A 25516-nucleotide genomic window follows, 5' to 3' on the forward strand; every position below is an offset into this window, starting at 1 on the left:
TCCAGAAAATAGCGGGTAATTTTACGACTTGCGGCGCGCAATCGCACCGCCGATCAGGCCGGTAGCACAACCGATGATCAGACCGCCGACATGCGCGCCGTTGGCGATCTCGCCGAAACCGAGCATGCTCACCAGGCCGGACAGGCATAGCGCCAGCCAGATGAGCATCATGATCAATACCCCGCGCGGCAGGCGATAGACCGGGTTGGGCGCCAGCATCTGGAAAATCCAGCAATGCCCGAGCAGGCCATACAGCACGCCGGACAGTCCGCCAAACAGGCTTGGGCCACTGAACAGGTATTGCACGTAATTTGAAACAGCTGAAAACAGCAGCGTGAGCAGCAATAAAGACAGACTGCCCTGACGAATTTCGATGCGCCTGCCCAGTTCCCAGAACCACATGCCGTTCATGGCCAGGTGCAGGATGCCGAAGTGAATCAGCATCGGTGAGACAATCCGCCACCATTGCCCGGCGGCCAGACTGTCGGACAACGGCAGAAACGTCGCGTACTCGCCACTGATCCGGAAATCCTGAAAGGTCAGCCAGCGGATGACTTCGAGGTTGTCGCCCAGCAGCGTCATGCCCGCCACCAGCAGGGTGACCAGCAACACCAAGGCCGTTACCGGGCTGTTGCGTAGCTGCTCGATCAGGCCCGGCGGCTTGTACGTCACGTTTGGGGCGTCTTGCGCCAGTTGAAAATGCTCGTCCCCTTCAGGGAAGCGTGTGTACAAGTCGCGCACCTCATCGGCCAGTTGCGGCGCATCCGGCACCCAAAGCACCTGCTCGCCAGACTCTTCGCTGACCCTGTGGGGAATCCGCAAGCGCTGCAACAGGCTGACAAACCCGCTCAGGTTGGTGGTCAACGGCAACCGCAGGACTGCAACAGCACTCATTCTGAAACCTCGGGACGCTGCACGTCGACCCAGACGAATTTGTCCGGGTCGATCTGTGTTTCCTGGTCCAGCCGATAGGCGACCAGCTTGCCGTAGAGCACGGCGCTGTAATCCAGACAGGCCAGATTAGGCCGGATAGGCGCGGGGACGCCGCTGCGCCAGTAGTGACCGACAAACAGCAGCGGCTCATTGATACCGTAACGCAGCAATGCGTTTTTTTCGGACGTGGACAGCGGGGTCTTGGCTACGCCTTCAGGCAGCGCGTCGGGCTGAAATACCACGTCGCCATAGGTCTGCGGGTCATCTTCCCAGAACTTGGTACGAAAGAACTCGCGGGTCAGCCCGTCGCCGCCGGTCAGGGTAAGACCGTGCGGCAAACGCATGTCGGTGCCGCGCAGCAGACGGTTGAAGACATTGCTGGCGAAGCTGCCGGGCACTGCCGAGGCCTGGACAAAATGCTTGTCGATACAGCCGGTGCCATGCAGGCCGCGCAACGGATCGATCAGAGTCGCATCCCAGCAGGCATGCACCACCCTGAAGCGACCGGCGTCCATGTACAGCGGCAGCTCATAGAACCAGTTGACGAACTCGCTCCATTCATCCGGGTAGCGCTCGAACTGCGCCAGGGTTTCGCCGATCAGCCGGGCATGGCGCGGGGTGTGCTCACGCATGAACTCATGACCGCTTTCCGGCAAGGCTGGCGTCATCCAGCCCAGCGCGTTGAACTCATGATTGCCCATGATGCACAGGGCATGACCGGCCTGAACCATATCGCGGACGATATGCAGCGACTCGCGAATACGCGGGCCACGGTCGATGATGTCGCCGAGGAAAATTGCAACGCGCTCAGGGTGACGCCAGACGCCAGCCTGCAGACGGTAGCCGAGAAGCTCCAGCAAGTGCTCCAGGGTATGGGCGCACCCGTGCACGTCACCGATCAGATCGTAGCCACGCGCCGGATCGAGCATTAATCGCCCCCGCCGCCGAGCTTGCTGCCCCAGCCGAGCTTGGTGCGGCAGACTTCATAATAATTGTGATCCAGCGGGTGAATCAGACGCAGCTTCTGCGGTTTCTTGCTGACCGTGATGGTGTCACCCGGTGCGCAGGTAAAGTGATTCTGGCCATCGCAGGACACTTGCGGATAAATGGTCATGTCCTTGGACACCACGATTTTCAGCTCGCTGTTGCCGTCGACCACGATGGGCCGCCCGGACAAGGTGTGCGGGTACATCGGCACGATGACGATGGCGTCGAGCTTGGGATGCATGATCGGCCCGCCCGCCGACAGCGCATAGGCTGTCGATCCGGTCGGCGTGGCGACGATAAGGCCATCGGCCTTCTGACTGCACACAAACTGACCATCTATATAGATCTCGAACTCGATCATGCGCGTGGATTTGCCGGGGTGAAGCACAACGTCGTTGAGCGCATCGCCCTGACCAATGGCCTCACCGTGGCGGCGCACTTCGGCCTGAAGCAGGAAGCGGTTTTCGACCAGATAGTGCCCGTCGAGCACTTCAGCGCATTTGACCTCCAGCTCGTCAGGACGAATGTCGGTCAGAAAACCCAGGCTGCCGCGGTTGATACCCAGCACCGGAACGTTGTGCCTGGCCAGTGCCCGTGCTGCCCCTAACAGGCTGCCATCGCCACCGACCACGATGACCATGTCACAGACTTCACCGAGCATCTTGCGCGACGAGGTTTGCAGGCCATGACCGGGCAGGACTTCGGCAATCGTCTCTTCAAGAATGACGTGCAGGTGGCGGTCCAGCAGGAATCTCTTGAGTCGGCGAACGGTATCGAGCACCTGAACACTGCCCAGGCGACCGATGATGCCGATATTGCGAAATTGCTCCATGAGGCTCCTGCTGCGGTTTCGAGACGACTTAAAACAGCGATTATGGGCGAAACGGCCCGGTAGCAGCAAACCGGCACGTAAAGATCAAGCGAAACGCCTCATCACGAAGCGCTTCAATCAGCAGATTGGCTCTGAACGAATGAGCGAATTCCCGCAAAAAAACCGGATTTGCCTTACATACCCCACAGAAGATGTTCATTAGCTTCGTCCGTTTTCAATACACCTAAGGACGACACATGATTCCCTCAGGCCGCCAGGGCGACATGCACCTCTGCCCGTTGCCGGGCCACGGTTGCACCCCGATTGTCACAGCCTCCTCCGACACCCTGATCAACGGCATGTCCGCTGCCAGAGTAGGCGATATGTGCGGCTGCGGCGCGGTGATCGTCACCGGCTTTCCCTCAATCCTCATCACCGGTCGTCCGATGGCCCACCTGGGCAGCCCGACCAGCCACGGCGGAACGATCATTTCCGGCAGCCCCGATGTGGGTGGCGGCTCCGACTTCGGCGATGCCGCTGGCCCAGCCATCGATTTCTCCAGGCTCGGCATCCTTCGCAAGGACGGCACGCTGGACGAACCGAAGCTGAATCAGCTTGTGAACGACCCTGGGTTGCAGGAGAAAGCCAAAGCGGCTGAAGCACTGTTCTCATCTGCAACTTCCAACACGGCCATAGCGCCAGCCTGCAACCACCCGGATCAAATGGAAGAACTGACCCGCTACATTGCTGACGAGATGAACCACAGATACCCAAGAGCAGTTGGGGTAAAGGAGTAAGAGTGCACTCATGCTTCAGCGCGACTGAAAACGAGGGCACTGCATGAAACGAAAAATCCTGATACACGCCATAGCCCGCTGGCCGAAGTTAACGGCGACCTTTCTCATCCTCGCACTATGGGATTTCGCTACGCCCTACGTAAGCGTCTATTACTCAGACAAGGCAGACGGAAAGCTTAGCTATACATGGATTACCGATCACCGCATAAGCAGAGGTGGCATAAGGCCTGGCGGAGCAACTGGGAACAGCGGCCATATATTTCAAAAAAAAGATTTCTTCATGTATTTCCAATGGTGGGACAACGCAGGAATCAGCGGTTGCGTAAACATAGATCCGCAATGGCCAGAGACTACAATCTTCATAGATGCCAACGGCCGCATCGACCTGAACGTCAAGGGGGCAATCGACGTCAAGCGATTCTCGCCCTGCCCCGGTGGTGAAGACCCTGATTTTCTCGGACTGGCCAGGCCCGTTGAATAGCACCGCATCTTTTCGCCTTCACAATCAGCTCACCTGAACCTCAACTCACGCTATCCTCGGCACATGACCCTATTCCCAAGCCTGATCGACCTCCCCCGCCAACTACGGCACTCCGAAGTGCGCGACCTTGCCTGGGTGATCCTCGCGCCGCCCATGCTGGAAGTCGCGCCGTGGCCACAGCGTCATCCGCTGGCCGGCAGTGACTGGGTACAGGACCCGCAGCGACTGGCGGACTTTCTCTGGCAACTCGACCGTGACAGTCGCCCGCTGGAAGACTGGCTGGCGCTGGCAACCACACGCCGGCTGGGCCGCTATTACGAACGGCTCTGGCAGTTCGCGGTGCAGCACGCGCCGGGGGTGGAGATCATTGCCGCCAACCTGCCGATCCGGCTCGGCAGCCAGACGCTGGGCGAACTGGACATGCTGCTGCGTGATCGTGAAGGCGTGCATCACGTCGAACTGGCAATCAAGCTCTACCTAGGGCCGCAGGACGGAGACGGCCGCGACCCGGCCAGCTGGCTGGGGCCTGGCTGCCAGGATCGGCTGGACCGCAAGCTTGCCCACCTGAGCCAGCATCAGTTGCCGATGTCTGCACGTCCGGAAAGCCGCGCCGCCCTGGCAGCGCTGGGTGTCGAGGCCTTCAGCGCGCAGTTGTGGCTGGGCGGTTATCTGCTGTATCCGTGGCCAGGCTCATGCGAATCGCCCGCAGGTGTTCACCCGCAGCATCTCAAGGGCCGCTGGTTGCATCAACGTGACTGGAAACCGTTTGTGGCGCAGAGCAGCCCCGGACGCTGGCAGCCCCTGCCGCGTCATGCCTGGCTGGCACCAGCGCTTTACCACGATGCGTGGAGCGATCAGCAACTGCGCGACTGGCTGGCCGAACTCGACCCGCTGGCTCCGGCGCAATTGCTGGTGCGCCTGAAAGAGAATACCGAGGGCAACTGGGAAGAAGCCGAGCGCTTGTTTCTGGTGTCGGACATGTGGCCGAATCTGGCCGACACCAGCCACCTGCTCAACTCAATCGAAGTGCCAGCGCAGCCAGTGTAATCAGCAACACCGGCACGGTCAGTACGATGCCGACCTTGAAGTAGTAGCCCCAACTGATGGTGATCCCCTTGCGCTCCAGCACATGCAGCCAGAGCAGCGTCGCCAGACTGCCGATCGGGGTAATTTTTGGCCCCAGGTCACTGCCGATCACGTTGGCGTAGATCATCGCTTCCTGAATGGCCCCGCTGGCATGGCTTGCATCAATGGACAGCAGCCCGATGAGCACGGTGGGCATGTTGTTCATGATCGAAGACAGAAACGCCGTCATGACGCCGGTGCCCATCGCTGCGCCCCAGATGCCATAGCCGGCAAACCAGTCCAGCAGACTGGCCAGATAACCGGTGAGTCCGGCGTTGCGCAGACCATAAACCACCAGATACATACCCAGCGAAAACACCACGATGTGCCACGGTGCTTCTTTCATCACCTTGCGCGTCTTGATCGTATGCCCTTTGGCGGCAATGGCGAGCAGCAGCAACGCGCAGACCGACGAAATCGCACTGATCGGGATGCCCAGCGGCTCAAGAGCGAAACAGCCCACCAACAAAATCAGCAGTACGGCCCAACCGGCCAGAAACGTAGCGCGGTCATGGATAGCCGTTTCGGGCTTGTCCAGATGTTCGGGCTCGAACTCGCTGGGAATATCCCGACGGAAATACCACATCAACACGGCCAGAGTGGCGGCGACACTGGCCAGGTTCACCGGCACCATGACGGCTGCGTAACGGTTGAAACCGATCTTGAAGTAATCCGCCGAAACGATGTTCACCAGGTTCGATACCACCAACGGCAGGCTGGCCGTATCGGCAATGAAGCCGGCCGCCATGACGAACGCCAGGGTCGACGCAGCGGAGAAGCGCAACGCCAGCATCATGGCAATGACGATAGGCGTGAGAATCAGCACGGCACCGTCGTTGGCGAACAAGGCTGATACCAGCGCACCGAACAGCACGAACAGGGCGAACAGACGACGTCCCTTACCCTTGCCCCAGCGCGCCACATGCAGCGCGGCCCAGGCAAAGAAACCCGCCTCATCCAGTAACAGCGTGATAATGATCAGCGAAATGAACGTCGCCGTGGCATTCCAGATGATGCCCCACACCACAGCGATGTCGCTGAGGTGCACAACCCCTGTCAGCAACGCCAGAACCGCCCCGAGTACCGCACTCCAGCCTACGCTCAGGCCTTTGGGCTGCCAGATGACCAGCGTAATGGTGAACAGGAAGATCAGCGTTGCTATCAGCATTATTTGGTCCGGGGTAGAAGAATGGCGAGGATGCCAAGCAGCGGCAGGTATGAGCACAACGTGTAGACGAACAGAATGCCGTGGCTGTCAGCCAGATAGCCGAGCAAGGCTGCGCCAATGCCGCCGAAGCCGAACATCAGGCCAAAGAAAAGCCCGGCAATCATGCCCACGTTGCCAGGTACAAGCTCCTGGGCGTAGACCACGATGGCGGAAAAAGCCGACGCCAGTACAAAGCCAATGATCACGCTGAGCACGCTGGTCCAGAACAGGTCTGCATAAGGCAGGGCCAGGGTGAACGGTGCAGCGCCAAGGATCGAAAACCAGATCACGGCCTTGCGGCCAATGCGGTCGCCGATCGGACCGCCGAAAAAGGTCCCTGCCGCCACTGCGCCCAGAAACAGAAACAAGTGCAACTGCGAACTGGCGACTGACAGGTCAAATTTCTCGATCAGGTAGAAGGTGAAATAGCTGGTCAGGCTGGTCATGTAGAAGAACTTGGAAAACACCAGAAATGCCAGCACTGCCAGTGAGGCAATCACGCGTTTTCTGGACAGTCCATGAGTGGCCGCCTGACCTGCCTTGAGTTTGAACAGGTTGAGGTGCGCGCGATACCAGCGGCTTATCGCATACAGCAAACCCAGCGAGAACAATGCGAACAAGCCGATCCAGGCCACGTTGCCCTGGCCGAACGGGATGATGATCGCCGCCGCCAGCAATGGCCCGAACGCGGAGCCGGTGTTGCCGCCCACCTGAAAGGTCGACTGCGCGAGCCCATAACGACCACCGGAAGCCAGTCGCGCGATACGCGAGGCTTCCGGGTGGAATGTCGAAGAACCGATGCCGATCAAGGCGGCAGCCAGCAGAATCAATGGAAAACTGCCCACCATCGACATCATCACAATGCCGACAGCGTACAGATCGACCCTACAGGCAGTACCAGGGGGTTAGGATGGCGGTCAGTGTAATAACCGACCCAGGGCTGCAGCAGCGATGCTGTGATCTGAAACGTCAGGGTAATCAGGCCGATCTGGGTGAAGCTCAAGTTGTAGCTGGCCTTGAGCATCGGGTAGATCGACGGAAGAATGGCCTGAATCAGGTCGTTGATCAGGTGAGCAAGGGCAACGGCACCAATAATGCGCATCACCAGCGGGCTGGCTTGAGGGGGGGTCGAGGCCTTCGCCGTCACGGGCTGAGCGCTGGTCGCCATGGGTATTCATCCGTAAAAAGGTTTTCAGGTTCCCCGGACGGATGATTACAAGATGTGTCACGCGTACCAAGGCGCGCCAATGTGCCATTTTTCAGGGCAACTGTGCCATGTTTTGTTGCGTTTTTGCTGACGGGTCGAGAAGTGCTCCGCGCTGCACGGCGGTTCTGTGATGTCAGGTGGATTGAGGTTCGGCTCAGATTCTCGTTCCCACGCTCAGCGTGGTAATGCCTTATGTCGACGCGGAGCATTGGCACGATAGTCGTAAACATCAGCAAGCTAGTCACGTCCATCGTGCCCACGCTCCACATCGGCACGACAGTCGGCTAAATTTGTGTATAACAAGAAGAGCCAATACGAGGGTGCGCGCCGTGGATAACATCAAGCGTTTCTCAAGCTTTGCCGAGTTCTATCCTTTCTACCTCGCCGAGCACAGCAGCAGTACCAGTCGGCGCCTGCACTTTGTGGGCACCTCATTGGTGATAATCCTGCTGGCGTTCGGTGTGGGCAGCGGTCGCTGGGGGTTGTTGTGGTTGTTACCCGTCGCGGGTTACGGTTTTGCCTGGGCCGGGCATTTCTTCTTCGAGAAAAACCGGCCGGCCACGTTCAGGCATCCGTTCTACAGCCTGCTCGGCGATTTCGTCATGTACCGCGATATGCTGTTGGGCAAGGTGTCGTTCTAGCCGGTTGAATCAGGCAACCGTTTCGCTGACCGGCTCCTGAACCACCGGCTGGCTTGCTTTCAAGTGCGCGTCCGCCAGACGAAACAGTTCGATAGTGCCGTCCAGGTGTTCGATCAGGGCGGTACAGGATTCAACCCAGTCGCCGCAATTGAGGTATTCCACGCCGCCCACCTGGCGGATTTCCGCATGATGGATGTGCCCGCAGACCACGCCATCCAGGCCGCGCTTCACGCATTCGTGGGCGATGGCTTCCTCGAAATCGCTGATGAAATTCACCGCACTCTTGACCTTGTGCTTCAGGTAAGCCGACAGCGACCAGTAACCATAGCCGTACTTGGCGCGCCAATGGTTCAGCCAGCGGTTGAGGGTCAGGGTGAACTCATAGGCCGAATCGCCGAGAAAGGCCAGCCAGCGGTGATAACGGGTGATCACGTCGAACTGATCGCCGTGGATGACCAGAAGACGACGACCTTCGGCCGTCACGTGCTCGGCTTCGTCCACCAGCTGGATGTTGCCCAGAACCAATTTGGAGTAACGACGCAGGAATTCGTCGTGGTTGCCCGTGACATAAATGACTTCGGTGCCGCGCTTGCTCATGGTCAGCAGCCGACGGATCACGTTGGTATGCGCCTGCGGCCAGTACATGCCGCCGCGCAGCTTCCAGCCGTCGATGATATCGCCCACCAGATACACCTTGTCAGCCTGATAGCGCTTGAGAAACGCGGACAAGTGCTCGGCCTGGCAATCGCGCGTGCCCAGGTGAACGTCGGAAATCCACAAGGTGCTCACGCGTTGTTTGCGGCTGGGTGTGGCGAGCTGAGCACTGGTCATGGGATGACCTCCGGCAGGGTTTCCAAGAGAGTGGAGCATGCCGGTTAACCGAATGTGACACGTGCGTGGCGATGTCGTGACAATGGCCTGTATTACTGAGGACTGGCGGGAGTATGACGGTCGTTGTGGCCCAGATCACGGGCCGGGTCGATCTGGTCGCGGAGCCGCTGCTTGAGCACCTTGGCCTCGGGAAAGCCGCCGTCGGCCTTGCGTTCCCAGAGTTGCACGCCATCGCAGGTAATGCGAAACACACCACCGGTGCCCGGCTGCAACGAGACCTTGCCCAGGTCGTCACTGAACGTGCTCAACAGCTCCTGGGCGAGCCAGGCGGCGCGCAATAGCCACTGGCATTGAATGCAATAGGTGATGATGACTTCGGGCTTTTCGGCAGACATGGACGTCCCCTCCAGAAATTCAGACGCCCATGATACGCACCCTGCGCAGGATCAACGAGCATTGGCGAAACGACGCAATGCGCTGAGCGTCACGTCGCGGGCAGGCTCCTGCGTTGCAGTATCGGCAGCCTGAGTCTTCACGCCCAGCAAACCCAGCAAGCGGCTACGAATTGACTGAAACCCGGCCTGCCCGCTGTCACGTTGGCGTGGCAGGTCAACGCGGATGTCATCGGCAAGTTTACCGTCGGCCAGAACGATGACCCGGTCAGCGAGCAGGATCGCCTCATCGACATCGTGCGTTACCAGCAGCACCGCCGGGGTGTGCTTGCGCCACAGGTCGATGATCAACTGGTGCATGCGAATGCGGGTCAAAGCATCGAGGGCGGCGAAAGGCTCGTCGAGCAACAGCAGTTTCGGCTCACGGACCAGGCCGCGCGCCAACGCTACACGTTGCGCCTCACCACCGGATAATGTGGCCGGAAAGGCATTCAGCCGATGGGCCAGACCGACTTCGGTCAATGCTGCTTCAGCCCGAGCCTTGGCATCGTTGATGCGCAGGCCGAGAACCACGTTTTTCCAGGCGCTTTTCCACGGCATCAGCCGCGGTTCCTGAAACACCGCGGCACGTGCCACCGGCACACGCAGCTCGCCACTGTCGATGTCGTCCAGCCCGGCCAGAGTGCGCAGCAAGGTGGTCTTGCCGGAGCCACTGGCACCCAGCAAAGCGACAAACTCGCCCGCGGCAATGTCCAGGTCCAGCCCGTCAATCACCCGTTGTGGGCCAAACTGGCGAACCACGTTACGCAACTGAACCGGGGGCGTGACTGATGAAGTGTTACGCAACTCAAGGGTCGCCATGCTCAATTCCTCACGAAGGTCGGTCGCCAGGCCAGCGCATAGCGCTCCAGCGTGCGAATGATGCCGTCGATCACCAGGCCCAGGACGCTATAGATCAACAGGCAGATAACGATCACATCAGTGCGCATGAAGTCGCGGGCATCGCTGGCCAGAAAGCCGATTCCCGCGGTGGTGTTGATTTGTTCGACAAACACCAGCGCCAGCCAGGAGATACCCAGTGAATAGCGCAGCCCGACAAAAAAAGAAGGCAGCGAACCGGGCAGAATCACGTGCCAGATCAGCTCGCGACGGCTCAGCCCCAAGGTGTTGGCGGCCTTGATCAGTTTCGGGTCGATGTTGCGGATGCCGGAAAACAGGTTCAGGTACACCGGAAAGGTGGTGCCCATCACGATCAGCGCCACTTTGGTGAATTCACCAATGCCGAACCAGAGGATGAACAGCGGCACCAGTGCCAGCGACGGAATGGTGCGCAGCATTTGCATCGGCGAGTCGAGGGCGATTTCGCCGCGCCGGGAAAGCCCGGTTATCAATGCAGCGACCACACCAATACTGACGCCGATGCTCAAGCCCAGCAATGCGCGCTGCAGCGATACCCACAGGTGCACGGCCAGTTCGCCTGAAACAATCATCGACCATAGCGTACCGCCGATCTGCGACGGTGCGGCGATCACTCGGCTGGGCAACAGACCGGTTTGTGAGGCCAGTTCCCAGAGCAGCAACAGCGCCAGCGGGCTGAGCAGACGCAAAACAGAGCCCGGCACTTGCCGACGCTGGCGATGCTGTTCAGAGGCACGACGCTGTTCAGGCTTGTTGACCAGCAGAAAACCGGAGTCGGCGGGGTTGAGCGTTGTGTCAGACATGGGCGCATCCTTTCTGGGCAAATCGGGCATGAAGCACCCGACGCAGTATGAACACCATGCTAAGAGCATAAGAAAGCCGAGTGAAATTCTATTTAGCTCTAAGCTAATAGTTAAAATATTTGATTACCGCCAAAACTTATAATGCATATTTTTTATAATTAACTTAGACCAAAATCGAATTTCACAGCCCTGTCTGCTTGCCTTTATGGTGCTTCTCGACAAGGTCGAACGGACCTCAACCATTGGCAGGAGTTTTCATGAGCATCGAATTCATTGGCTATATCGCCACGCAACCCGGTTCTGAAATCCACCCGCGCAGCGGCGCGACCATCCAGCCCGACTACGTGAAGACAGTGGCCAAGGCTCATGAAGACGCAGGTTTTGATCGTGCGCTGATCGCGTACCACTCCAACAGCCCGGATAGCACACTGGTGGCCGCGCATGCCGCCAGCGTGACCAGCACATTGAAGTTTCTTGTCGCGCATCGTCCCGGTTTCATCTCCCCCACCGTGGCAGCCCGGCAATTTGCGACGCTGGACGTGTTCAATGGCGGGCGCACTGCGGTGCATATCATTAACGGTGGCGACGACAAGGAGCTGCGCGCCGACGGCAGCCACATCGGCAAGGACGAACGCTACGCGCGCAGCGATGAATACCTCAGCGTGGTGCGTCAGGAATGGACCAGCGACAAGCCCTTTGACCATCAGGGCACTTACTACCAGTTCGAGGGCGCGCACTCGCTGGTCAAGTCCCCGCAGCAGCCACACATCCCGCTGTACTTTGGCGGTTCTTCGGCAGCGGCGATTGCGGTGGCCGGCAAGCATGCCGACGTCTATGCCTTGTGGGGCGAGACGTACGAACAGGTACGCGATGTGGTCAAACAGGTGCGCGCCGAAGCCGCCAAACATGGCCGGACCATTCGTTTCAGCCTGTCGTTGCGCCCGATTCTGGCCGACACCGAAGAACAAGCCTGGGCACGCGCCGACAGCATTCTGGAAAAAGCCAAGGCATTGGCAGACCGCAACGGCTTTGTCCGTCGCGAACCACCCAACGAAGGGTCGCGTCGCCTGCTGGCCGCAGCGGCACAAGGTTCACGTCTGGACAAGCGCCTGTGGACGGGCATCGCTGGCCTGCTCGGCGCGCAGGGCAATTCCACGTCGCTGGTCGGCACCCCGGAACAGGTCGCCGAAGCGCTGCTGGACTATTACGACCTGGGGATTACCACCTTCCTGATTCGCGGCTTCGACCCGCTGGAAGATGCTATCGATTATGGCAAGAAGCTGATCCCGCTGACCCGCGCACTGGTGGCTCAGCGTGAACGGCAGGCTCGCGAACAAGTAGCCTGATTCAACGCCATGCGGGCGGGCGAGGCTTCTGACTGAAGACTGCCCGCCCGCAATGACGTTTTCAGGCGGCTGCTGAAACCGGCTTGAGGGAGCGCGCCACCAGCGCGCCAAAAGCCTCGACCGGTGCTTGCAGATTGCCCAGGAAACGTGGGTAGAACAGCCACAGGTCCATCACCGGTTTGAAGTCCTTGAGCGGTAGCACCACCAGTTGCTCGCGGTGAGCGCTGCGCTCCAGCAACGGCCTTGGCACCAGACCCAACCCCATGCCATCGGCTACCAGCCCCAGTTGCAGCTCGGTGCCGAAGGTTTCCAGATTGACCTTCATGCTCAGCCCCTGATCGGTCAGCGTACGCTGCAAACCTGCGCGAAAACCGCAGCCGTCGGGGTTGAGTACCCAGCCCTGCTCGTAGCAATCCGCCAGCTTGCCGGGCTTTTTCGGCACCAGCCCCTTGGCGCAGACCACCACCAGTTCCATCTTGCCGATGGACTGACCGACGATGTTGTCCGGAAATATCTTGCCAGCAGGGAACAGCGCTGCCGCAGCATCCAGCTCACCGTTTTCGATCTTGCCGATCAGGTGACTGCCCCAGCCGGTGCTGACCTGGGCGCGCAAATCCGGGAATTCTCCGCGTAGCTGCTTGAGCGCATCGAGCAGCACCACGTCACCGATGGTTTGCGGCACACCCAGACGCAATAGGCCGCTGGGCGGCGTGTCGCTGGCCACCAGCTCGCGCAACGCATCCATCTCGCGCAGGATTGCCAGGCACTTCTGGTACACCTGGATGCCCATCGGCGTTGGCTTGAGCGGCTTGGTATTACGATCGAACAGCTCGACCCCAAGGGCCTGCTCGAAATTCTGCACCCGGCGAGTAATCGCCGGCTGGGTCAGATCCAGCGATTCAGCGGCATGGCTGATCGACTGACAGCGGATGACTGCAACGAACGCATCGATATCATCAATTTTCATTCGGACCGCACATAAAGAAGAGAAGAAACACAGGCAAAAAGAATAGTCCCGGCAGACGTCCATTCATAGCCCGTCCAACAGACCGACGCTAGATTTCACGCATTGCAGCACGGAAGTAAAAGACGTTTTCGTTATAACCTAATCATTAAAAAATAGCATATTAAATATCCATATTATGCTTATATCAAACCATTCCCTGACCCTGATCTGGAAATGGACATGACTCAGAACCTACACCCGGAACGACTCGGGGCCTTTATCGACGCGCTGGGCGAGCTGATTGGCAGCGAGCCGCACGAAGGCGATCTGTTGCGTCGCGGCGGCAAGCTGCTGGCGCAACTGGTCAGCCACGATGACTGGTTGGCAGAAGAATTTGCCGTACCCGACCCCGACCGTTATCAGCAATTTCTGCTGCATGCCGACCCGCAGCAGCGCTTTTCAGTGGTCAGTTTTGTCTGGGGGCCGGGGCAACGCACGCCGATTCATGACCATCGCGTCTGGGGCCTGATCGGCATGCTGCGCGGTGCCGAGCATTCACAGGGCTATACCCGCAACGCGCAAGGACGCCTGGAAACCAGCGGCCCGGCAATTCGCCTGCAACCCGGCCAAGTCGAAGCGCTGTCACCGAAAAGCAACGATGTGCATCAGGTCAGCAATGCTTTCAACGATCAAGTGTCGATCAGCATCCACGTTTACGGCGCCGATATTGGCACCGTGAAACGTGCGGTCTACGACCTGGACGGCACAGAAAAACTGTTCATCTCCGGCTATTCGAATGCCGCAGCCATCACCCACGCCACTCAGGATCAGCCGACAGGGAGCCCCGCCCGATGACCACCCCCGCCACCCGATCATTCGCCGACGTTCGTCAGGCATTGCTGGACCGCCAGGAACTGGCCTTGGTAGACGTCCGCGAAGAAGCACCCTTTGCCCAGGCCCATCCTCTGTTTGCGGTGAACATCCCGTTGTCGAAGCTGGAGCTGGAGGTGTTCCCGCGCATCCCGCGACGCGACACAGCCATAACCCTGTACGACGATGGCGAGGGCCTGGCGCAGGTTGCGCTGCAACGTTTACAGGCGCTGGGCTACAGCGATGTGAGACTGCTCGAGGGCGGCCTGCAAGGCTGGCGTGAGGCTGGCGGCGAGTTGTTCATTGATGTAAATGTGCCGAGCAAGGCGTTTGGCGAACTGGTGGAACACCATCGCGCTACCCCGTCTCTGGCGGCTGAAGAGGTCAAGGCCCTGCTCGACAACAACGCCGATGTAGTGGTGCTCGATGCCCGGCGCTACGACGAGTACCAGACCATGAGCATCCCCGGCGGCATCAGCGTACCGGGCGCGGAACTGCTGCTGCGGGCACGGGAGCTGGCACCTGATCCGAACATCCGAATCATCGTCAATTGCGCCGGTCGCACGCGCAGCATCATCGGCACTCAGTCACTGGTCAACGCGGGCCTGCCCAATCAGATCAATGCGCTGCGCAATGGCACGATTGGCTGGTTACTGGCCGGTCAGACGCTGGATCATGGTCAAAGCCGGCGTTTTGCAGCAGTCAGTGAGGAAACCCGCGAAACCGCCAGTGCCGATGCGCGTAAGGTGGCTGATCGCGCCAAGGTCAAACGCGCCAGCCGCGCTGACCTGCAACGCTGGCAAGCCGAGACTTCGCGCACCACGTACCTGTTCGATGTGCGCACACCGGAAGAGTTTGCCAAAGGCCATCTGCCCGGTGCGCGCTCCACACCGGGCGGGCAACTGGTGCAGGAAACCGATCACTTCGCCAGCGTACGCGGCGCACGAATAGCCTTGGTGGACGACGACGGCGTGCGCGCCAACATGTCGGCTTCCTGGCTGGCGCAACTGGGCTGGGACGTGTGGGTGCTCGATGATCTGCATGCAGCAGACTTCAGCGAAACGGGTGACTGGGATGCGCCGTTCCCTGCGCCACCGCAAGTGGAAGCGATCAGCGTCGAGACGCTTGTTCAATGGCAGACACAGGTCAAGGTGGCGGTGCTGGATTTCACCGCCAGCGCCAATTACGTCAAACAGCACATTCCCGGTGCCTGGTGGACCTTGCGCGCCGACCTCAAACAGGCGCTGGAAAAAATACCTGCCGCCGACCGCTACGTATTGACCTGTGGCAGCAGCCGTCTGGCGCGCTTTGCCGTGGCCGACGTCGAAGCGCTGACCGACAAGCCGGTGTTTTTGCTCGATGGCGGCACCGCCAGCTGGATCAAGGCTGGCCTGCCGTTGGAGCATGGCGAAAGCCGACTGGCCTCGCCACGCATCGATCGCTATCGCCGCCCGTACGAAGGCACCGATGCGCCGCGCGAAGCCATGCAGGCCTACCTGGACTGGGAGTCTGGCCTGGTGGAGCAATTGGGCCGGGACGGGACGCACGGGTTTTACGTGATTTGAGCGTGAGGAACGATAAGTGTCTGGCCGACCGATCAACTCAATGGAGAAACACCTCAATGCTGCCTTTTTTCAAATCACCTCTACCGCTCAAAAGCCTGCTGCTGGGCGCGTTGCTCAGTGTGCTGGCAGGCCAGCAAGTGGTCGCTGCCGAGCAGGCTCCGCTGTTGGTCGCCAATCAGAAGTCGCTGCTGAAAATACTGTTGCAGGTCTCCGGCGAACTCAAGGACGTGCCTTACGAGATCCAGTTTTCCGAGTTCCCCTCGGCGGCCCCTCTGGGAGAGGCATTGAACGCTGGCGCTGTGGATATCGGTGCGCTGGGTGATGCGCCCTATGTGTTCGCGCTGGGCGCGGGTGCGCCCTTGAAAGTGGTCAGCATTACCCATGCGCAGGGCCGCTTCACCACGGCGGTGCTGGTCTCGAAGGACTCGCCGATCAAGACCGTTGCCGACCTCAAGGGCAAGCGCATCGTCACCGGGCGCGGCTCCATCGGCCACTATCTGGCGATCCGAGCCTTGCATGAAGCCGGGCTGAAAACCAGTGACGTCACCTTCATCAACCTGCTGCCCAGCGAATCGCGTCTGTTGCTGGACAGCGGAGATGCCGATGCCTGGGCGACCTGGGACCCTTACACAACGATTTCCATCGCGCAAAGCGACGCTCGTGTGCTGGTCAGTGGCAGCGAGTTGCTGAGCAATCACCTCTACCTCGCCGCCACCAGCAAGGCCATTGAAGGCAAACGTGCCCAACTGGATGATTTTGTAGCCCGCGTGGAGCGCGCCTTCAACTGGTCCAATGCTCATCTCGAAGAGTACGCGGCCGCTCAGGCGAAAGTCACCGGCCTGCCGCTGGCGGTGCATCTGGCGGTGGCCAAAGCGACGAAAATGCAACGTACGCCGATTGATGATCAGATCGTTCAGGGACTGCAGAACACCGCGGACACCTATTTGGCTGAAGGCATCCTGACTAAAAAAATCGACGTTTCAACCGGCTTCGACAAGAGCTTCAACGCCTCACGCGCGCAGATCGCTCAGGCCGCCACGCAATGACCGCTGCCTAACCGCTGCGAAAAGGACCCCGCATGACACTCTCGACCCTGCGCCCTACCCCGCGCCAGCATTATCCGGCAGCCGAGTCGGCCGAAGACTTCAGCGAACGACTGGCTACGCTGACCGCCACACTGGCTGAAACTGCCGAGCAGTACGACATCAGCGCCCAGTTCCCGCATGCCAACTTTCAGTTACTGCACACCCACGGCCTGCTCGGTCTGACCGTACCGGCTGAACTGGGCGGCGGCGGTGCCGATCTGCCGCGCGCGCAGCAAGTAGTCAGCGCAGTAGCCAAGGGCGAACCGTCGACGGCGCTGATTCTGGTCATGCAATACCTGCAGCATTCAAGGCTGCAAGAGAACCGTAACTGGCCCAGCCATCTACGTGTACAAGTTGCCGAAGAGGCGGTACGCGAAGGTGCGCTGATCAACGCCCTGCGCGTCGAGCCTGACCTGGGCACCCCTGCGCGTGGCGGCCTGCCGGGTACCGTCGCCCGCCGCAGCGCCGACGGCTGGCGCATCAGCGGCAGCAAGATCTACTCAACCGGCAGTCATGGCCTGACCTGGTTCGCCGTATGGGCGCGCAGCGACGACGATGACCCGCTGGTGGGCAGCTGGCTGGTCCACAAGGACACGCCGGGCATCAGGATCATCGAGGACTGGGACCACTTGGGCATGCGCGCCACCAGCAGCCACGAAGTCCGCTTCGACGACGTGCTGGTGCCGCTCGATCATGCCGTCAGCGTCAGCCCGTGGAGCGCCCCGCAATCCGAACTTGATGGGTCGGGCATGCTGTGGATGTCGGTGCTGCTGTCGTCGGTCTACGACGGCATCGCCCACTCCGCCCGCGACTGGCTGGTGCACTGGCTGGAACAGCGCAAGCCGTCCAACCTCGGGGCTACGCTGTCGACCCTGCCGCGCTTTCAGGAAACCGTCGGGCAGATCGACACCTTGCTGTTCGCCAACCAGAGCCTGCTGCAGTCCGCGGCCCAGGGCCACACGCCCGCACAGCATGCTGCACAGATCAAATACCTGGTGACCGGCAACGCTATCCGTGCGGTGGAACTGGCCATCGAGGCCTCAGGGAATCCAGGACTGTCACGCAGCAACCCGCTGCAGCGCCATTACCGCAACGTGCTGTGCGGCCGGGTGCATACGCCGCAGAACGACGCGGTATTGGCGGGTGTGGGCAAGGCGGTTTTTGCGGCACGTAATAAAGAGCAGTAAAACGCACTCAGAGCAGTGACGGCGGCTCGAACGCCGTCACCGGCGGCAGTGCCTGATCCCATTTGACGATGTCCACCGACGCGGTCTGCGCCGCACACCCTTGCGACAGGCTGGAAGCACCGATGTCCTGGGTGATCACATTAGGGTTGCCGTGCTTTTCCAGGCTGCCCGGCTCGCCATGCACCAATGGATCGAACCAGGCACCGGTGGCAATCTGCACCACGCCGGGTCGAATACTGTCCGATACGATTACGCCGGCCAGAAACGCCCCCCGCTCATTGAAGACCTTGGCCACATCACCATCGACCAACCCGCGCATTTGCGCATCCAGCGGGTTCAGGGTCAGCGGCTCGCGTGCCTGAATTTTCGAGGAACGGCTGTAGCTGCCGTGGTCGTACTGACTGTGCAGGCGGGTTTTGGGTTGATTGGACAGCAGGTGCAGCGCGTGGGTAGGCGCAGGTTTATCCAGCCATACCGGATGGCCAGGACAGTCCGCATAAGCGAAGCCTGCGATGCGCTCGGAGAAAATTTCGATACGCCCGGACGGCGTCGGCAGTGGATGCGCGTCAGGGTCATCGCGAAAGGACTTGAGCAGTACGTTATCGGTCTGGGGATAGTCTATTTCCAGTAATCCGTCACGCCAGAACTGTTCGAAATCCGGCAGGGTAATACCAAAGGTTTCAGCGCGCTGCCGAGACTCATCGTAAATAAAATACAGCCAGGCCTGGGCATCACGACCTTCGGTAAACGCCTGCGCCACACCCAGCCGCTCGGCCAGCCCGGCCAGAATCGAATAGTCATCACGAGACTCGCCCACCGGCGCGATGGCCTGCTGCATCGCAATCATGAAACGATCGGACGCCGAGCTGCCGATGTCATTGCGTTCCAGCGCCGTGGTGGCTGGCAGCACGATGTCGGCATAGCGCGCCTGAGCGGTCCAGAACTGCTCGTGAACGATGATGGTTTGCGGCCGCTGCCACGCCTCCAGCAGCCGATTGAGGTCTTGATGGTGGTGAAAGATATTGCCACCCGCCCAGTACACCAGGCGAATATCCGGGTAAGTCTGCTGCTGCCCGTTGTAATCGAAGGGTGTGCCGGGGTTGAGCAACATATCTGTCACCCGCGCAACCGGAATGAAGTCCTTGACCGGATTACTGCCTTGGGAAAAGCGCGGCCCGGAGAACGCCTTGCGGCCGCTGCCGGTGTTGTTCATGCAGCCATAACCCAGGCCAAAGCCGCCACCGGGCAAACCGATCTGCCCCAACAACGCCGCCAGGGTGACGGTCATCCAGAACGGTTGCTCACCGTGTATAGAACGCTGCAATGAATAAGCGACGTTGATCATGGTGCGTTTGCTGGCCATGCGCCGCGCCAGGTCGACAATCTGCTGCGCGGGGATATCGGTCAATGCAGCGGCCCACTGCGGGTCCTTAGGCTGGCCGTCGACGTGACCCAGCAGATAATCGCGAAAACGCGCATAACCCACGGTGTAGCGCTGAACGAAATCTTCGTTGTGCAGCCCTTCGCTGATCAATACCCAGGCAAGCGCCATCATCAACGCCGTATCGCTGCCGGGGCGTACGGCCAGCCATTGGTTATGTGTCGGGCCAGCCAGGTCATCACGCAGCGGGCTGACGTTGACGAACTCCACTCCGGCGTCGGACATGCGTTGCAACGCGTCGGCCAGCAGATGGTCACTGGCACCACCGGGGCTGGTCTGCGCATTCTTGGCGGGCAATCCCCCGAAGGCGACGAACAGCTCGCAGTGCTCGGCGAGGTTTTTCCAGGACGTATGCGCCGCCAGCAGCCAGTCCATGTTGCCGACAATGTGCGGCATCAGCACCCGCCCGGCCCCCAGGCTGTAGCTGTCGGTACTGAATACATAACCGCCGATGCAGTTGAGGAAGCGATGCAGCTGGCTTTGTGCGTGATGAAAACGCCCCGCGCTGCCCCAGCCGTAGCTGCCGCCAAAAATTGCCTGATTGCCATACTCGCGTCTGACGCGCTGCAACTCACTGGCGACCAGATCCAGCGCCACCTCCCAGGAGACCTCGACGAACGGCTCCTGCCCACGCAGATCGGGTCGCCCGCCGGCTTGCTGAAGAAAACTGCGACGTATCGCCGGGCGCATGACGCGTGTGGGCGAGGTAATGGCATCGGCAACCGAATCGCCAATCGGTGAAGGGTCCTTGTCCCACTCCCCAGGCAGCAGGGCTTTCAACTTGCCTTCCTCGACCTGCGGGCGATAAACACCCCAATGCAATGACGTAAAACTCATGGTGAAGGCTCCAGGACAAGGCAGTCGTTCAGCGGGCAACCTGCGTCTGGCTGTCCAGCGCCGCATTGAACGACTCGTCAAACACGCTGGCAGCAGGATAGCGTTTGGTCAGCCCGGCGTGGTTGAAAAAATCGATAGTCTGCTGTGCGCCTGCCACCACTTGCGGGGTGATCGGCACCACCACGACCTGGGCGCGGGAAAACCAGCGGCGCGCTACTTGTGCATCGGCTTTGGTCAGCGCAGCCCAGGCGTTGGCGTAGATTTCATTGTGCTGCGGGTCGCTGACCGACCAGGCGCGCGCGGCTTGCAGGCGCTGCAGGAAATCGCTGATCTGCGCGCGCTTGTCCTTGATGGCCTGATCGTTGGCGACAATAAAGCTTTGCGCAGGGATCAAGCCGTCGGCAGTTGCAATGATTCGTGCGCCCTGACGCTCCTGTTGAGTGACATAGGGCTCCCAGGTCGCAATCGCGTCCACCGAGCCGCCATCCAGCGCGTGGGAGGAATCCAGTGCACTAAGGTAGCGATAGTCCACGGCATCGCGGGCGACACCCGCCTTGTCCAGCGCGGTGAGCATCAATTGCTGGCTGAACGAGCCCTTCCAGATGGCGACTTTCTTGCCGGCCAGATCCGCGACGGTTTTGATCGGCGAATCCTTGCGCACTACGATCGCAACGCCGTCGAGGTTCTGCCGCGATACGCCGATGACCTTGATCGGCGCACCCAGCGCGCCCATGAACAGCGCAGGCGAATCGCCCAGCAAACCGATGTCCAGGCTACCGACGTTCAACGCTTCGGCGACCGGGGAGCCTGCGGTGAACTGCTTCCATTCGAGCTCGTAGGGCAGATCCTTGAGTACACCGGCCGCTTCCATCACGGTCCGGGCGCTGTAACTCTGATCACCGACAATCAGGTCGGCAGCCTGGGTGTTCAGCGTGGCCACAAGGCCCAGCGCCAGGCCCGTCAGCAGGCGTTGGCTCCAGCAGATGATAGTTGTCGGCACAGGCAGGGTCTCCAGAAGCATCGGGCAGATCGAATTGATCGGCAACGACCCTAACACCCGAACAAAAATTAGCTAAATTCATTTTTGTTCTAGCCTAAGATGCAAAAAAATTATCTAACCCTGTTCGACGAAGCGCTCAGCCAGGCGGTTCATTGAGCTCGACACCTGATTCCAGACGCTCGCGCAGGAATTCGATGAATGCCTGCACTGGACGTGAGGCCTGACGGTGCTGGGGATAAACCGCTGACAGCGTCAAGGGCTCGGGCCGCAAGTCATATAGTACCCGCACCAGGCTGCCGTCACGCAGCGCCGCGCCAACAATGAACGTCGGCAGGTAGGTGATGCCCAGCCCGGCCACCGCCGTGTCTCTCAGCAGCTCGCCATTATTGGCGCGCATCCGCCCGCTGATGTTCAATATCAAAGGCTTGCCCTGCACCTGAAAACGCCATTGCGCCTGACGGCTGTGGCCATAGGGCAGGCAATCATGAGCGTGCAGATCTTCGGGTTTTTGCGGCGTACCGCGCTCGGCCAGGTAGGCAGGGCTGGCGCAGTAGACCCGATCAATCGAGGCAATGCGCCGGGCGATCAGGCTGGAGTCTTCCAGCACCCCGATACGCAGCACCAGGTCATAGCCTTCGCTGATCAAGTCCACCGCACGGTCGCTCAGGTCCACCTCCACCGCCACGTCGCGGTAGCGCTGCAAAAACAGCGGCAGCAGACAGCCCAGATGCGCAACGGCAAACGACAGCGGCGCACTCAGGCGCAAGGTGCCGCGTGGCTCGCTGTTCTGCCCGGTAATCCCCTGCTCGACCTGTTCGATCTCGGCCAGCAGGCGCAGGGCAGACTCGTAGTAACTCTGCCCCAGCGGCGTGACATCCAGACGTCGCGTCGAGCGGTTGAGCAAACGTACGCCCAGCCGTTCCTCCAGTTGCATCAGGCGCCGACTGACAAATTGCTTGGACAGGCCCAGCTTGTCGGACGCCGCCGTGAAGCTGCCGGATTCCATGACCTGGCAGAAAATCCGCATGTCTTCAAAAGGGTTCATGTGTCGTGGCCTGAGTGAACGCTGGGTGCTGTTCGACAGAGCGTAACGTGCCACCCGGCACTGTCAACCACAGCGAGACAGTCATTCATGTTCCAGCTACTTATTGCGACAGTCGATAAGCCGTAACCTTTGTCTCACTTGATCGATTGCTGAATGTGCAGCGTCGATAGACGGATGGAGAAAGAATCATGCTGACTCTTCGTAAAGCTTCCGACCGCGGCGCTGCCAACCATGGCTGGTTGAAATCCTTTCATACCTTTTCCTTTGCCGGTTATCGCAACCCTCAGGAGCAGGGCTTTTCCGATCTGCTGGTGATCAACGACGACCGCGTGATTGCGGGCAAAGGTTTCGGCCAGCACCCACACCGTGACATGGAAATCTTTTCCTACGTGCTGGAAGGTGCGCTGGAGCACAAGGATACGCTGGGCACCGGGTCGGTGATTCGCCCTGGCGACGTGCAATTGATGAGTGCCGGCAGCGGCGTGGCGCACAGCGAGTTCAACCATTCGCACACCGAGGGCGTGCATTTTCTGCAGATATGGATCGTGCCGAATGTTGCAGGCTCAACCCCGAACTACCAGCAGGAGCATTTCAGCGCTGAACAGAAACGCGGTCATTTGCAGCTGATCATTTCGCCAGAAGGCGAGAACGGTGCGCTCAAGGTCCGTCAGGACGCTCGTGTGTATGCCGGTCTGTTCAATGGCAATGAAACTGCGACCCTGGAACTGGCTGCCAACCGATATGCCTACGTGCATGTGGCCCGTGGCAGTGTGGTGCTCAATGGTCAGCCGCTTGACGAAGGTGACGGGGTGCGTTTGCGCAACGAACAGGTCATTAGCCTGAGCGAAGGCGTTGACGCAGAAGTGTTGGTCTTTGACATGCGGCCCAATGAACTGCCACAAATGCCCTGATGCATCGGGCCCGTTACCGGGACCGACATGGCGTTTCTTTCACTTGATCGACGCCTGCATCTGAGCCACGCTCCGCCGACAAGGCATAGTATTCACTCCCTGCCGGGCAGCGGGCCGGGTGGGTTAGCGCTATCGAGCATCAGGCGAGGAGAAAACCGTGGCCAGTGATCAACTTGATTGTGTCCTTTTGAAACCCGCCAAACCCTCTCAAGGCAAGCAGGGTATGGATTATCAGGTCGGCATCTCCGCACAAAGTGCAGGTGCCCGACATATCCATATGCAGCTGCTGACAATTGCCCCTGGAGGCAGGGGCAAGGCTCACAAACATCAGGAGCATGAAACCGCCATCTATGCCCTGAGTGAAGCCACCGGCTGCTGGTATGGCGAGTCGCTGGAAAAGCATGCCATCGTGGAAGAAGGCGACTTCTTTTATATCCCGGCGGGAATGCCGCATGTGCCCTATAACCGCAGCAACGAGCGCGAAGCAACGGTTCTGGTCGCGCGTACTGATCCCAACGAGCAGGAGAGCGTGACCCTGATGCCGGAGCTCGACGAGTTACTGGCATCCAGACAGGACTGAGCGTGACATGCGGGAAAGATGATCTTTTATAAAGATGCTCAAAACGCACAAACAAAAACGCCGCTCTGATGAGCGGCGTTTTTGTGAATTTGGAGCGGGAAACGAGACTCGAACTCGCGACCCCGACCTTGGCAAGGTCGTGCTCTACCAACTGAGCTATTCCCGCAATATGGCGTCCCCTAGGGGACTCGAACCCCTGTTACCGCCGTGAAAGGGCGGTGTCCTAGGCCACTAGACGAAGGGGACACTGCCTGAAACACAATGGTGTGTGTTTCAGTTCCAGACATCATCCGAAGATGTGTTCTGGTTTCACTCAACTCTGCCCTGAGGCAAAGCTGCTTAAAATTGGAGCGGGAAACGAGACTCGAACTCGCGACCCCGACCTTGGCAAGGTCGTGCTCTACCAACTGAGCTATTCCCGCAATGGCGTCCCCTAGGGGACTCGAACCCCTGTTACCGCCGTGAAAGGGCGGTGTCCTAGGCCACTAGACGAAGGGGACACACGTACAACATTCACTACTTATTTGCGCTACGCTGTGTGCTTTACGCTGTAAGTGGCGCGCATTCTATGGATGGATTGAGGGGTCGTCAACCCCCATGTGAAAATTTATTGAAATCAATAACTTCGATGCCGTTCGGACGCTGACCGACTGTCGCCAATCGTTCAGCTGCCTAATCTATATAGAAGAGATGCCGACAAACTCCAGGAGGGACATCTATGCGCAGTAGTGCTTAGCCACTACACTCGCACTAAAACTAATTGAACAAATGAGGTTTGCACAGTGACTCCACTCATGATCACGCTGATGGTATTAGCAGGTATCGCTCTGCTCATCGCGATCGGCTACCTGAATCACGTCGCTGAAAACGGCAAACTGGAAAAGGCCCGCACCAAGGTCGAACTCAGTGATCGCTTGCGTCGCTGCAGCGAAATCACCGAAGTATTCCCCGGCCAGTTGATGTCGCCAGCCTTGAAGCTGCTGCTTACGCGTCTGGAACTGAACGTCGTGCAGCGCATGCTCAGCCTGGACAAGGGTAACGCTCAACTCAAGCACCGCATCGGCGAGCTGGAAGAGCAGATCGGCAAAGGCGAACGCATCGACATCCCCAACCCGGTCACGCCGATTCAGACCGAAGCCAAGTCCAAGGACGTGCGTTTCCTTCTGGAAGCCCTGCATGGTCAGGTGACCCGAGCTGCACATGACGGCTTTCTGCAAACCAGCGAAGCCAAACACTGGATCCGCGAAATCCGCACGATTCTGGTCACGCTGCACATCGAGTTCTTCAACAACCTCGGTCAGATGGCCCTCAGCCAGGACCAGCCGGGCCAGGCTCGTCTGGCGTTCGAACGCGGCGTGCAGTATCTGCGCAACCAGCCGGACCCGGTGACGTACCAACAGCAGTTGCTGGCGATGGAAAAACAACTGGCCCGCGCCAACTCAATGGTACTGACCAATACCGCGCCATCCGAAGACGACGACAACGCGCTGACCGAAGGCCTGAAGGCAGACGAAACCGAATCCGAATGGAAGAAGAAAGTCATCTACGATTGATGACTGCCCCGCCGCTG

At 59.6% G+C, this 25516-nt stretch carries 23 protein-coding genes, 4 tRNA genes and 2 pseudogenes; 12 read left to right on the forward strand and 17 right to left on the reverse strand.

Features of this window, described 5'->3' with window-relative positions; genetic code table 11:
* Positions 1-21 precede the first annotated feature (21 nt).
* From FFH21_RS19175 to FFH21_RS19185, 3 genes are read right to left on the reverse strand one after another with little or no spacing between them, the layout of a single operon-like run.
* The gene (locus FFH21_RS19175) at positions 22-894 is read right to left on the reverse strand and encodes a rhomboid family intramembrane serine protease (protein ID WP_004657419.1); all 873 of its coding nucleotides are present in this window, start codon (positions 892-894) and stop codon (positions 22-24) included.
* Positions 891-1862, reverse strand: coding sequence for a metallophosphoesterase (locus FFH21_RS19180; protein ID WP_011169190.1), 972 nt, complete (start codon positions 1860-1862; stop codon positions 891-893). Before FFH21_RS19180 ends, FFH21_RS19175 begins: the two co-directional genes overlap by 4 nt.
* Positions 1862-2752, reverse strand: coding sequence for an NAD(+) kinase (locus FFH21_RS19185; protein WP_002554505.1), 891 nt, complete (start codon positions 2750-2752; stop codon positions 1862-1864). The genes FFH21_RS19180 and FFH21_RS19185 overlap by 1 nt, the downstream gene beginning before the upstream one ends.
* Positions 2753-2988: 236 nt before the next feature.
* Between FFH21_RS19185 and FFH21_RS19190 the strand changes: the two are divergent.
* The 3 genes and pseudogenes from FFH21_RS19190 to FFH21_RS19200 form a co-directional block, all read left to right on the forward strand.
* Positions 2989-3492, forward strand: a pseudogene (locus FFH21_RS19190) (PAAR domain-containing protein); the annotation flags it as partial.
* A gap of 79 nt (positions 3493-3571) precedes the next feature.
* Positions 3572-4009, forward strand: a complete 438-nt coding sequence (locus tag FFH21_RS19195; RefSeq protein WP_041924602.1) for a hypothetical protein — start codon at positions 3572-3574, stop codon at positions 4007-4009.
* Between the two features lie 63 nt (positions 4010-4072).
* The gene (locus FFH21_RS19200; protein ID WP_011169192.1) at positions 4073-5056 is read left to right on the forward strand and encodes a DUF1853 family protein; all 984 of its coding nucleotides are present in this window, start codon (positions 4073-4075) and stop codon (positions 5054-5056) included.
* On the opposite strand, the gene FFH21_RS19205 is transcribed toward FFH21_RS19200, so the two are convergent.
* Together FFH21_RS19205 and FFH21_RS19210 are read right to left on the reverse strand one after the other, a co-directional pair.
* Complete coding sequence (locus tag FFH21_RS19205) at positions 5022-6302, reverse strand: arsenic transporter (RefSeq protein ID WP_004665931.1); 1281 nt, start codon at positions 6300-6302, stop codon at positions 5022-5024. The genes FFH21_RS19200 and FFH21_RS19205 overlap by 35 nt on opposite strands.
* Positions 6302-7509: pseudogene (locus FFH21_RS19210) on the reverse strand (MFS transporter). The gene FFH21_RS19205 and the pseudogene FFH21_RS19210 overlap by 1 nt, the downstream one beginning before the upstream one ends.
* Before the next feature lie 368 nt (positions 7510-7877).
* Here FFH21_RS19210 and FFH21_RS19215 point away from each other — a divergent pair.
* On the forward strand, positions 7878-8189 hold the full coding sequence (locus FFH21_RS19215) for a DUF962 domain-containing protein (RefSeq protein ID WP_011169193.1): 312 nt from the start codon (positions 7878-7880) through the stop codon (positions 8187-8189).
* A 9-nt stretch (positions 8190-8198) separates the two neighbouring features.
* Here FFH21_RS19215 and FFH21_RS19220 read toward each other — a convergent pair whose 3' ends face one another.
* The 4 genes from FFH21_RS19220 to FFH21_RS19235 all read right to left on the reverse strand — a co-directional run bounded on the left by FFH21_RS19220 (position 8199) and on the right by FFH21_RS19235 (position 11133).
* Positions 8199-9020: a UDP-2,3-diacylglucosamine diphosphatase gene (locus FFH21_RS19220; protein WP_011169194.1), complete on the reverse strand. Its 822-nt coding sequence runs from the start codon at positions 9018-9020 to the stop codon at positions 8199-8201.
* A 92-nt stretch (positions 9021-9112) separates the two neighbouring features.
* Positions 9113-9415, reverse strand: coding sequence for a SelT/SelW/SelH family protein (locus FFH21_RS19225; protein ID WP_002554513.1), 303 nt, complete (start codon positions 9413-9415; stop codon positions 9113-9115).
* Positions 9416-9466: 51 nt separating this feature from the next.
* Positions 9467-10273, reverse strand: a complete 807-nt coding sequence (locus tag FFH21_RS19230; RefSeq protein WP_004657395.1) for an ABC transporter ATP-binding protein — start codon at positions 10271-10273, stop codon at positions 9467-9469.
* 2 nt (positions 10274-10275) lie between these two features.
* Entirely contained in the window at positions 10276-11133 is an 858-nt protein-coding gene (locus tag FFH21_RS19235) for an ABC transporter permease (protein ID WP_011169195.1), read from the reverse strand.
* Between the two features lie 257 nt (positions 11134-11390).
* Between FFH21_RS19235 and FFH21_RS19240 the strand changes: the two genes are divergently transcribed.
* Entirely contained in the window at positions 11391-12479 is a 1089-nt protein-coding gene (locus tag FFH21_RS19240) for an LLM class flavin-dependent oxidoreductase (RefSeq protein ID WP_011169196.1), read from the forward strand.
* 61 nt (positions 12480-12540) lie between these two features.
* On the opposite strand, the gene FFH21_RS19245 is transcribed toward FFH21_RS19240, so the two are convergent.
* Positions 12541-13446 carry a LysR family transcriptional regulator gene (locus FFH21_RS19245; protein ID WP_004657392.1) on the reverse strand — a complete coding sequence of 302 codons (906 nt, stop codon included), beginning with the start codon at positions 13444-13446 and terminating at the stop codon, positions 12541-12543.
* A 219-nt stretch (positions 13447-13665) separates the two neighbouring features.
* Between FFH21_RS19245 and FFH21_RS19250 the strand changes: the two genes are divergently transcribed.
* Genes FFH21_RS19250 through FFH21_RS19265 form a run of 4 tightly spaced genes read left to right on the forward strand, consistent with a single transcriptional unit; the run spans position 13666 to position 18132 of the window.
* Positions 13666-14280 (forward strand): cysteine dioxygenase, encoded by a 615-nt coding sequence (locus FFH21_RS19250; RefSeq protein WP_004667815.1) that lies wholly within the window; start codon positions 13666-13668, stop codon positions 14278-14280.
* The gene (locus FFH21_RS19255; RefSeq protein ID WP_011169198.1) at positions 14277-15860 is read left to right on the forward strand and encodes a rhodanese-related sulfurtransferase; all 1584 of its coding nucleotides are present in this window, start codon (positions 14277-14279) and stop codon (positions 15858-15860) included. The genes FFH21_RS19250 and FFH21_RS19255 overlap by 4 nt, the downstream gene beginning before the upstream one ends.
* Before the next feature lie 56 nt (positions 15861-15916).
* On the forward strand, positions 15917-16906 hold the full coding sequence (locus FFH21_RS19260; protein WP_011169199.1) for an ABC transporter substrate-binding protein: 990 nt from the start codon (positions 15917-15919) through the stop codon (positions 16904-16906).
* Positions 16907-16938: 32 nt separating this feature from the next.
* Positions 16939-18132, forward strand: a complete 1194-nt coding sequence (locus tag FFH21_RS19265) for an acyl-CoA dehydrogenase family protein (RefSeq protein ID WP_004667818.1) — start codon at positions 16939-16941, stop codon at positions 18130-18132.
* A gap of 7 nt (positions 18133-18139) precedes the next feature.
* On the opposite strand, the gene FFH21_RS19270 is transcribed toward FFH21_RS19265, so the two are convergent.
* The 3 genes from FFH21_RS19270 to FFH21_RS19280 form a co-directional block, all read right to left on the reverse strand.
* Positions 18140-20410 carry a molybdopterin guanine dinucleotide-containing S/N-oxide reductase gene (locus FFH21_RS19270; protein ID WP_011169200.1) on the reverse strand — a complete coding sequence of 757 codons (2271 nt, stop codon included), beginning with the start codon at positions 20408-20410 and terminating at the stop codon, positions 18140-18142.
* A 28-nt stretch (positions 20411-20438) separates the two neighbouring features.
* Positions 20439-21431 (reverse strand): ABC transporter substrate-binding protein, encoded by a 993-nt coding sequence (locus FFH21_RS19275; protein ID WP_011169201.1) that lies wholly within the window; start codon positions 21429-21431, stop codon positions 20439-20441.
* Positions 21432-21546: 115 nt separating this feature from the next.
* Complete coding sequence (locus FFH21_RS19280) at positions 21547-22455, reverse strand: LysR family transcriptional regulator (RefSeq protein WP_011169202.1); 909 nt, start codon at positions 22453-22455, stop codon at positions 21547-21549.
* Positions 22456-22643: 188 nt separating this feature from the next.
* On the opposite strand from FFH21_RS19280, the gene FFH21_RS19285 reads away from it, so the two are divergent.
* Together FFH21_RS19285 and FFH21_RS19290 are read left to right on the forward strand one after the other, a co-directional pair.
* Positions 22644-23366: a pirin family protein gene (locus FFH21_RS19285; protein WP_011169203.1), complete on the forward strand. Its 723-nt coding sequence runs from the start codon at positions 22644-22646 to the stop codon at positions 23364-23366.
* Positions 23367-23589: 223 nt separating this feature from the next.
* Positions 23590-23946, forward strand: coding sequence for a cupin domain-containing protein (locus tag FFH21_RS19290; protein WP_019742403.1), 357 nt, complete (start codon positions 23590-23592; stop codon positions 23944-23946).
* 90 nt (positions 23947-24036) lie between these two features.
* Here FFH21_RS19290 and FFH21_RS19295 read toward each other — a convergent pair.
* The 4 genes from FFH21_RS19295 to FFH21_RS19310 form a co-directional block, all read right to left on the reverse strand.
* Positions 24037-24112 (reverse strand) — tRNA-Gly (locus FFH21_RS19295).
* Positions 24113-24116: 4 nt separating this feature from the next.
* A tRNA-Glu gene (locus FFH21_RS19300) sits at positions 24117-24192 on the reverse strand.
* A 100-nt stretch (positions 24193-24292) separates the two neighbouring features.
* Positions 24293-24368: transfer RNA gene (locus FFH21_RS19305), tRNA-Gly, on the reverse strand.
* A 2-nt stretch (positions 24369-24370) separates the two neighbouring features.
* Positions 24371-24446: transfer RNA gene (locus FFH21_RS19310), tRNA-Glu, on the reverse strand.
* 294 nt (positions 24447-24740) lie between these two features.
* Between FFH21_RS19310 and FFH21_RS19315 the strand changes: the two genes are divergently transcribed.
* Positions 24741-25499 (forward strand): hypothetical protein, encoded by a 759-nt coding sequence (locus FFH21_RS19315; RefSeq protein ID WP_041924603.1) that lies wholly within the window; start codon positions 24741-24743, stop codon positions 25497-25499.
* Positions 25500-25516: the final 17 nt, after the last annotated feature.

It is taken from the genome of Pseudomonas sp. KBS0707 (genome assembly GCF_005937945.2).
In the GTDB taxonomy this organism is placed as follows: Bacteria; Pseudomonadota; Gammaproteobacteria; order Pseudomonadales; family Pseudomonadaceae; genus Aquipseudomonas; species Aquipseudomonas amygdali.

What these genes read in the sequence shown, in the direction of transcription:
- FFH21_RS19175 (WP_004657419.1), bottom strand. Translation starts at nt 894, where the DNA reads ATGAGTGCTGTTGCAGTCCTGCGGTTGCCGTTGACCACCAACCTGAGC.
- FFH21_RS19180 (WP_011169190.1), bottom strand. Translation starts at nt 1,862, where the DNA reads ATGCTCGATCCGGCGCGTGGCTACGATCTGATCGGTGACGTGCACGGG.
- FFH21_RS19185 (WP_002554505.1), bottom strand. Translation starts at nt 2,752, where the DNA reads ATGGAGCAATTTCGCAATATCGGCATCATCGGTCGCCTGGGCAGTGTT.
- FFH21_RS19195 (WP_041924602.1), top strand. Translation starts at nt 3,572, where the DNA reads ATGAAACGAAAAATCCTGATACACGCCATAGCCCGCTGGCCGAAGTTA.
- FFH21_RS19200 (WP_011169192.1), top strand. Translation starts at nt 4,073, where the DNA reads ATGACCCTATTCCCAAGCCTGATCGACCTCCCCCGCCAACTACGGCAC.
- FFH21_RS19205 (WP_004665931.1), bottom strand. Translation starts at nt 6,302, where the DNA reads ATGCTGATAGCAACGCTGATCTTCCTGTTCACCATTACGCTGGTCATC.
- FFH21_RS19220 (WP_011169194.1), bottom strand. Translation starts at nt 9,020, where the DNA reads ATGACCAGTGCTCAGCTCGCCACACCCAGCCGCAAACAACGCGTGAGC.
- FFH21_RS19225 (WP_002554513.1), bottom strand. Translation starts at nt 9,415, where the DNA reads ATGTCTGCCGAAAAGCCCGAAGTCATCATCACCTATTGCATTCAATGC.
- FFH21_RS19230 (WP_004657395.1), bottom strand. Translation starts at nt 10,273, where the DNA reads ATGGCGACCCTTGAGTTGCGTAACACTTCATCAGTCACGCCCCCGGTT.
- FFH21_RS19235 (WP_011169195.1), bottom strand. Translation starts at nt 11,133, where the DNA reads ATGTCTGACACAACGCTCAACCCCGCCGACTCCGGTTTTCTGCTGGTC.
- FFH21_RS19240 (WP_011169196.1), top strand. Translation starts at nt 11,391, where the DNA reads ATGAGCATCGAATTCATTGGCTATATCGCCACGCAACCCGGTTCTGAA.
- FFH21_RS19245 (WP_004657392.1), bottom strand. Translation starts at nt 13,446, where the DNA reads ATGAAAATTGATGATATCGATGCGTTCGTTGCAGTCATCCGCTGTCAG.
- FFH21_RS19250 (WP_004667815.1), top strand. Translation starts at nt 13,666, where the DNA reads ATGACTCAGAACCTACACCCGGAACGACTCGGGGCCTTTATCGACGCG.
- FFH21_RS19255 (WP_011169198.1), top strand. Translation starts at nt 14,277, where the DNA reads ATGACCACCCCCGCCACCCGATCATTCGCCGACGTTCGTCAGGCATTG.
- FFH21_RS19260 (WP_011169199.1), top strand. Translation starts at nt 15,917, where the DNA reads ATGCTGCCTTTTTTCAAATCACCTCTACCGCTCAAAAGCCTGCTGCTG.
- FFH21_RS19265 (WP_004667818.1), top strand. Translation starts at nt 16,939, where the DNA reads ATGACACTCTCGACCCTGCGCCCTACCCCGCGCCAGCATTATCCGGCA.
- FFH21_RS19270 (WP_011169200.1), bottom strand. Translation starts at nt 20,410, where the DNA reads ATGAGTTTTACGTCATTGCATTGGGGTGTTTATCGCCCGCAGGTCGAG.
- FFH21_RS19275 (WP_011169201.1), bottom strand. Translation starts at nt 21,431, where the DNA reads ATGCTTCTGGAGACCCTGCCTGTGCCGACAACTATCATCTGCTGGAGC.
- FFH21_RS19280 (WP_011169202.1), bottom strand. Translation starts at nt 22,455, where the DNA reads ATGAACCCTTTTGAAGACATGCGGATTTTCTGCCAGGTCATGGAATCC.
- FFH21_RS19285 (WP_011169203.1), top strand. Translation starts at nt 22,644, where the DNA reads ATGCTGACTCTTCGTAAAGCTTCCGACCGCGGCGCTGCCAACCATGGC.
- FFH21_RS19290 (WP_019742403.1), top strand. Translation starts at nt 23,590, where the DNA reads ATGGATTATCAGGTCGGCATCTCCGCACAAAGTGCAGGTGCCCGACAT.
- FFH21_RS19315 (WP_041924603.1), top strand. Translation starts at nt 24,741, where the DNA reads ATGATCACGCTGATGGTATTAGCAGGTATCGCTCTGCTCATCGCGATC.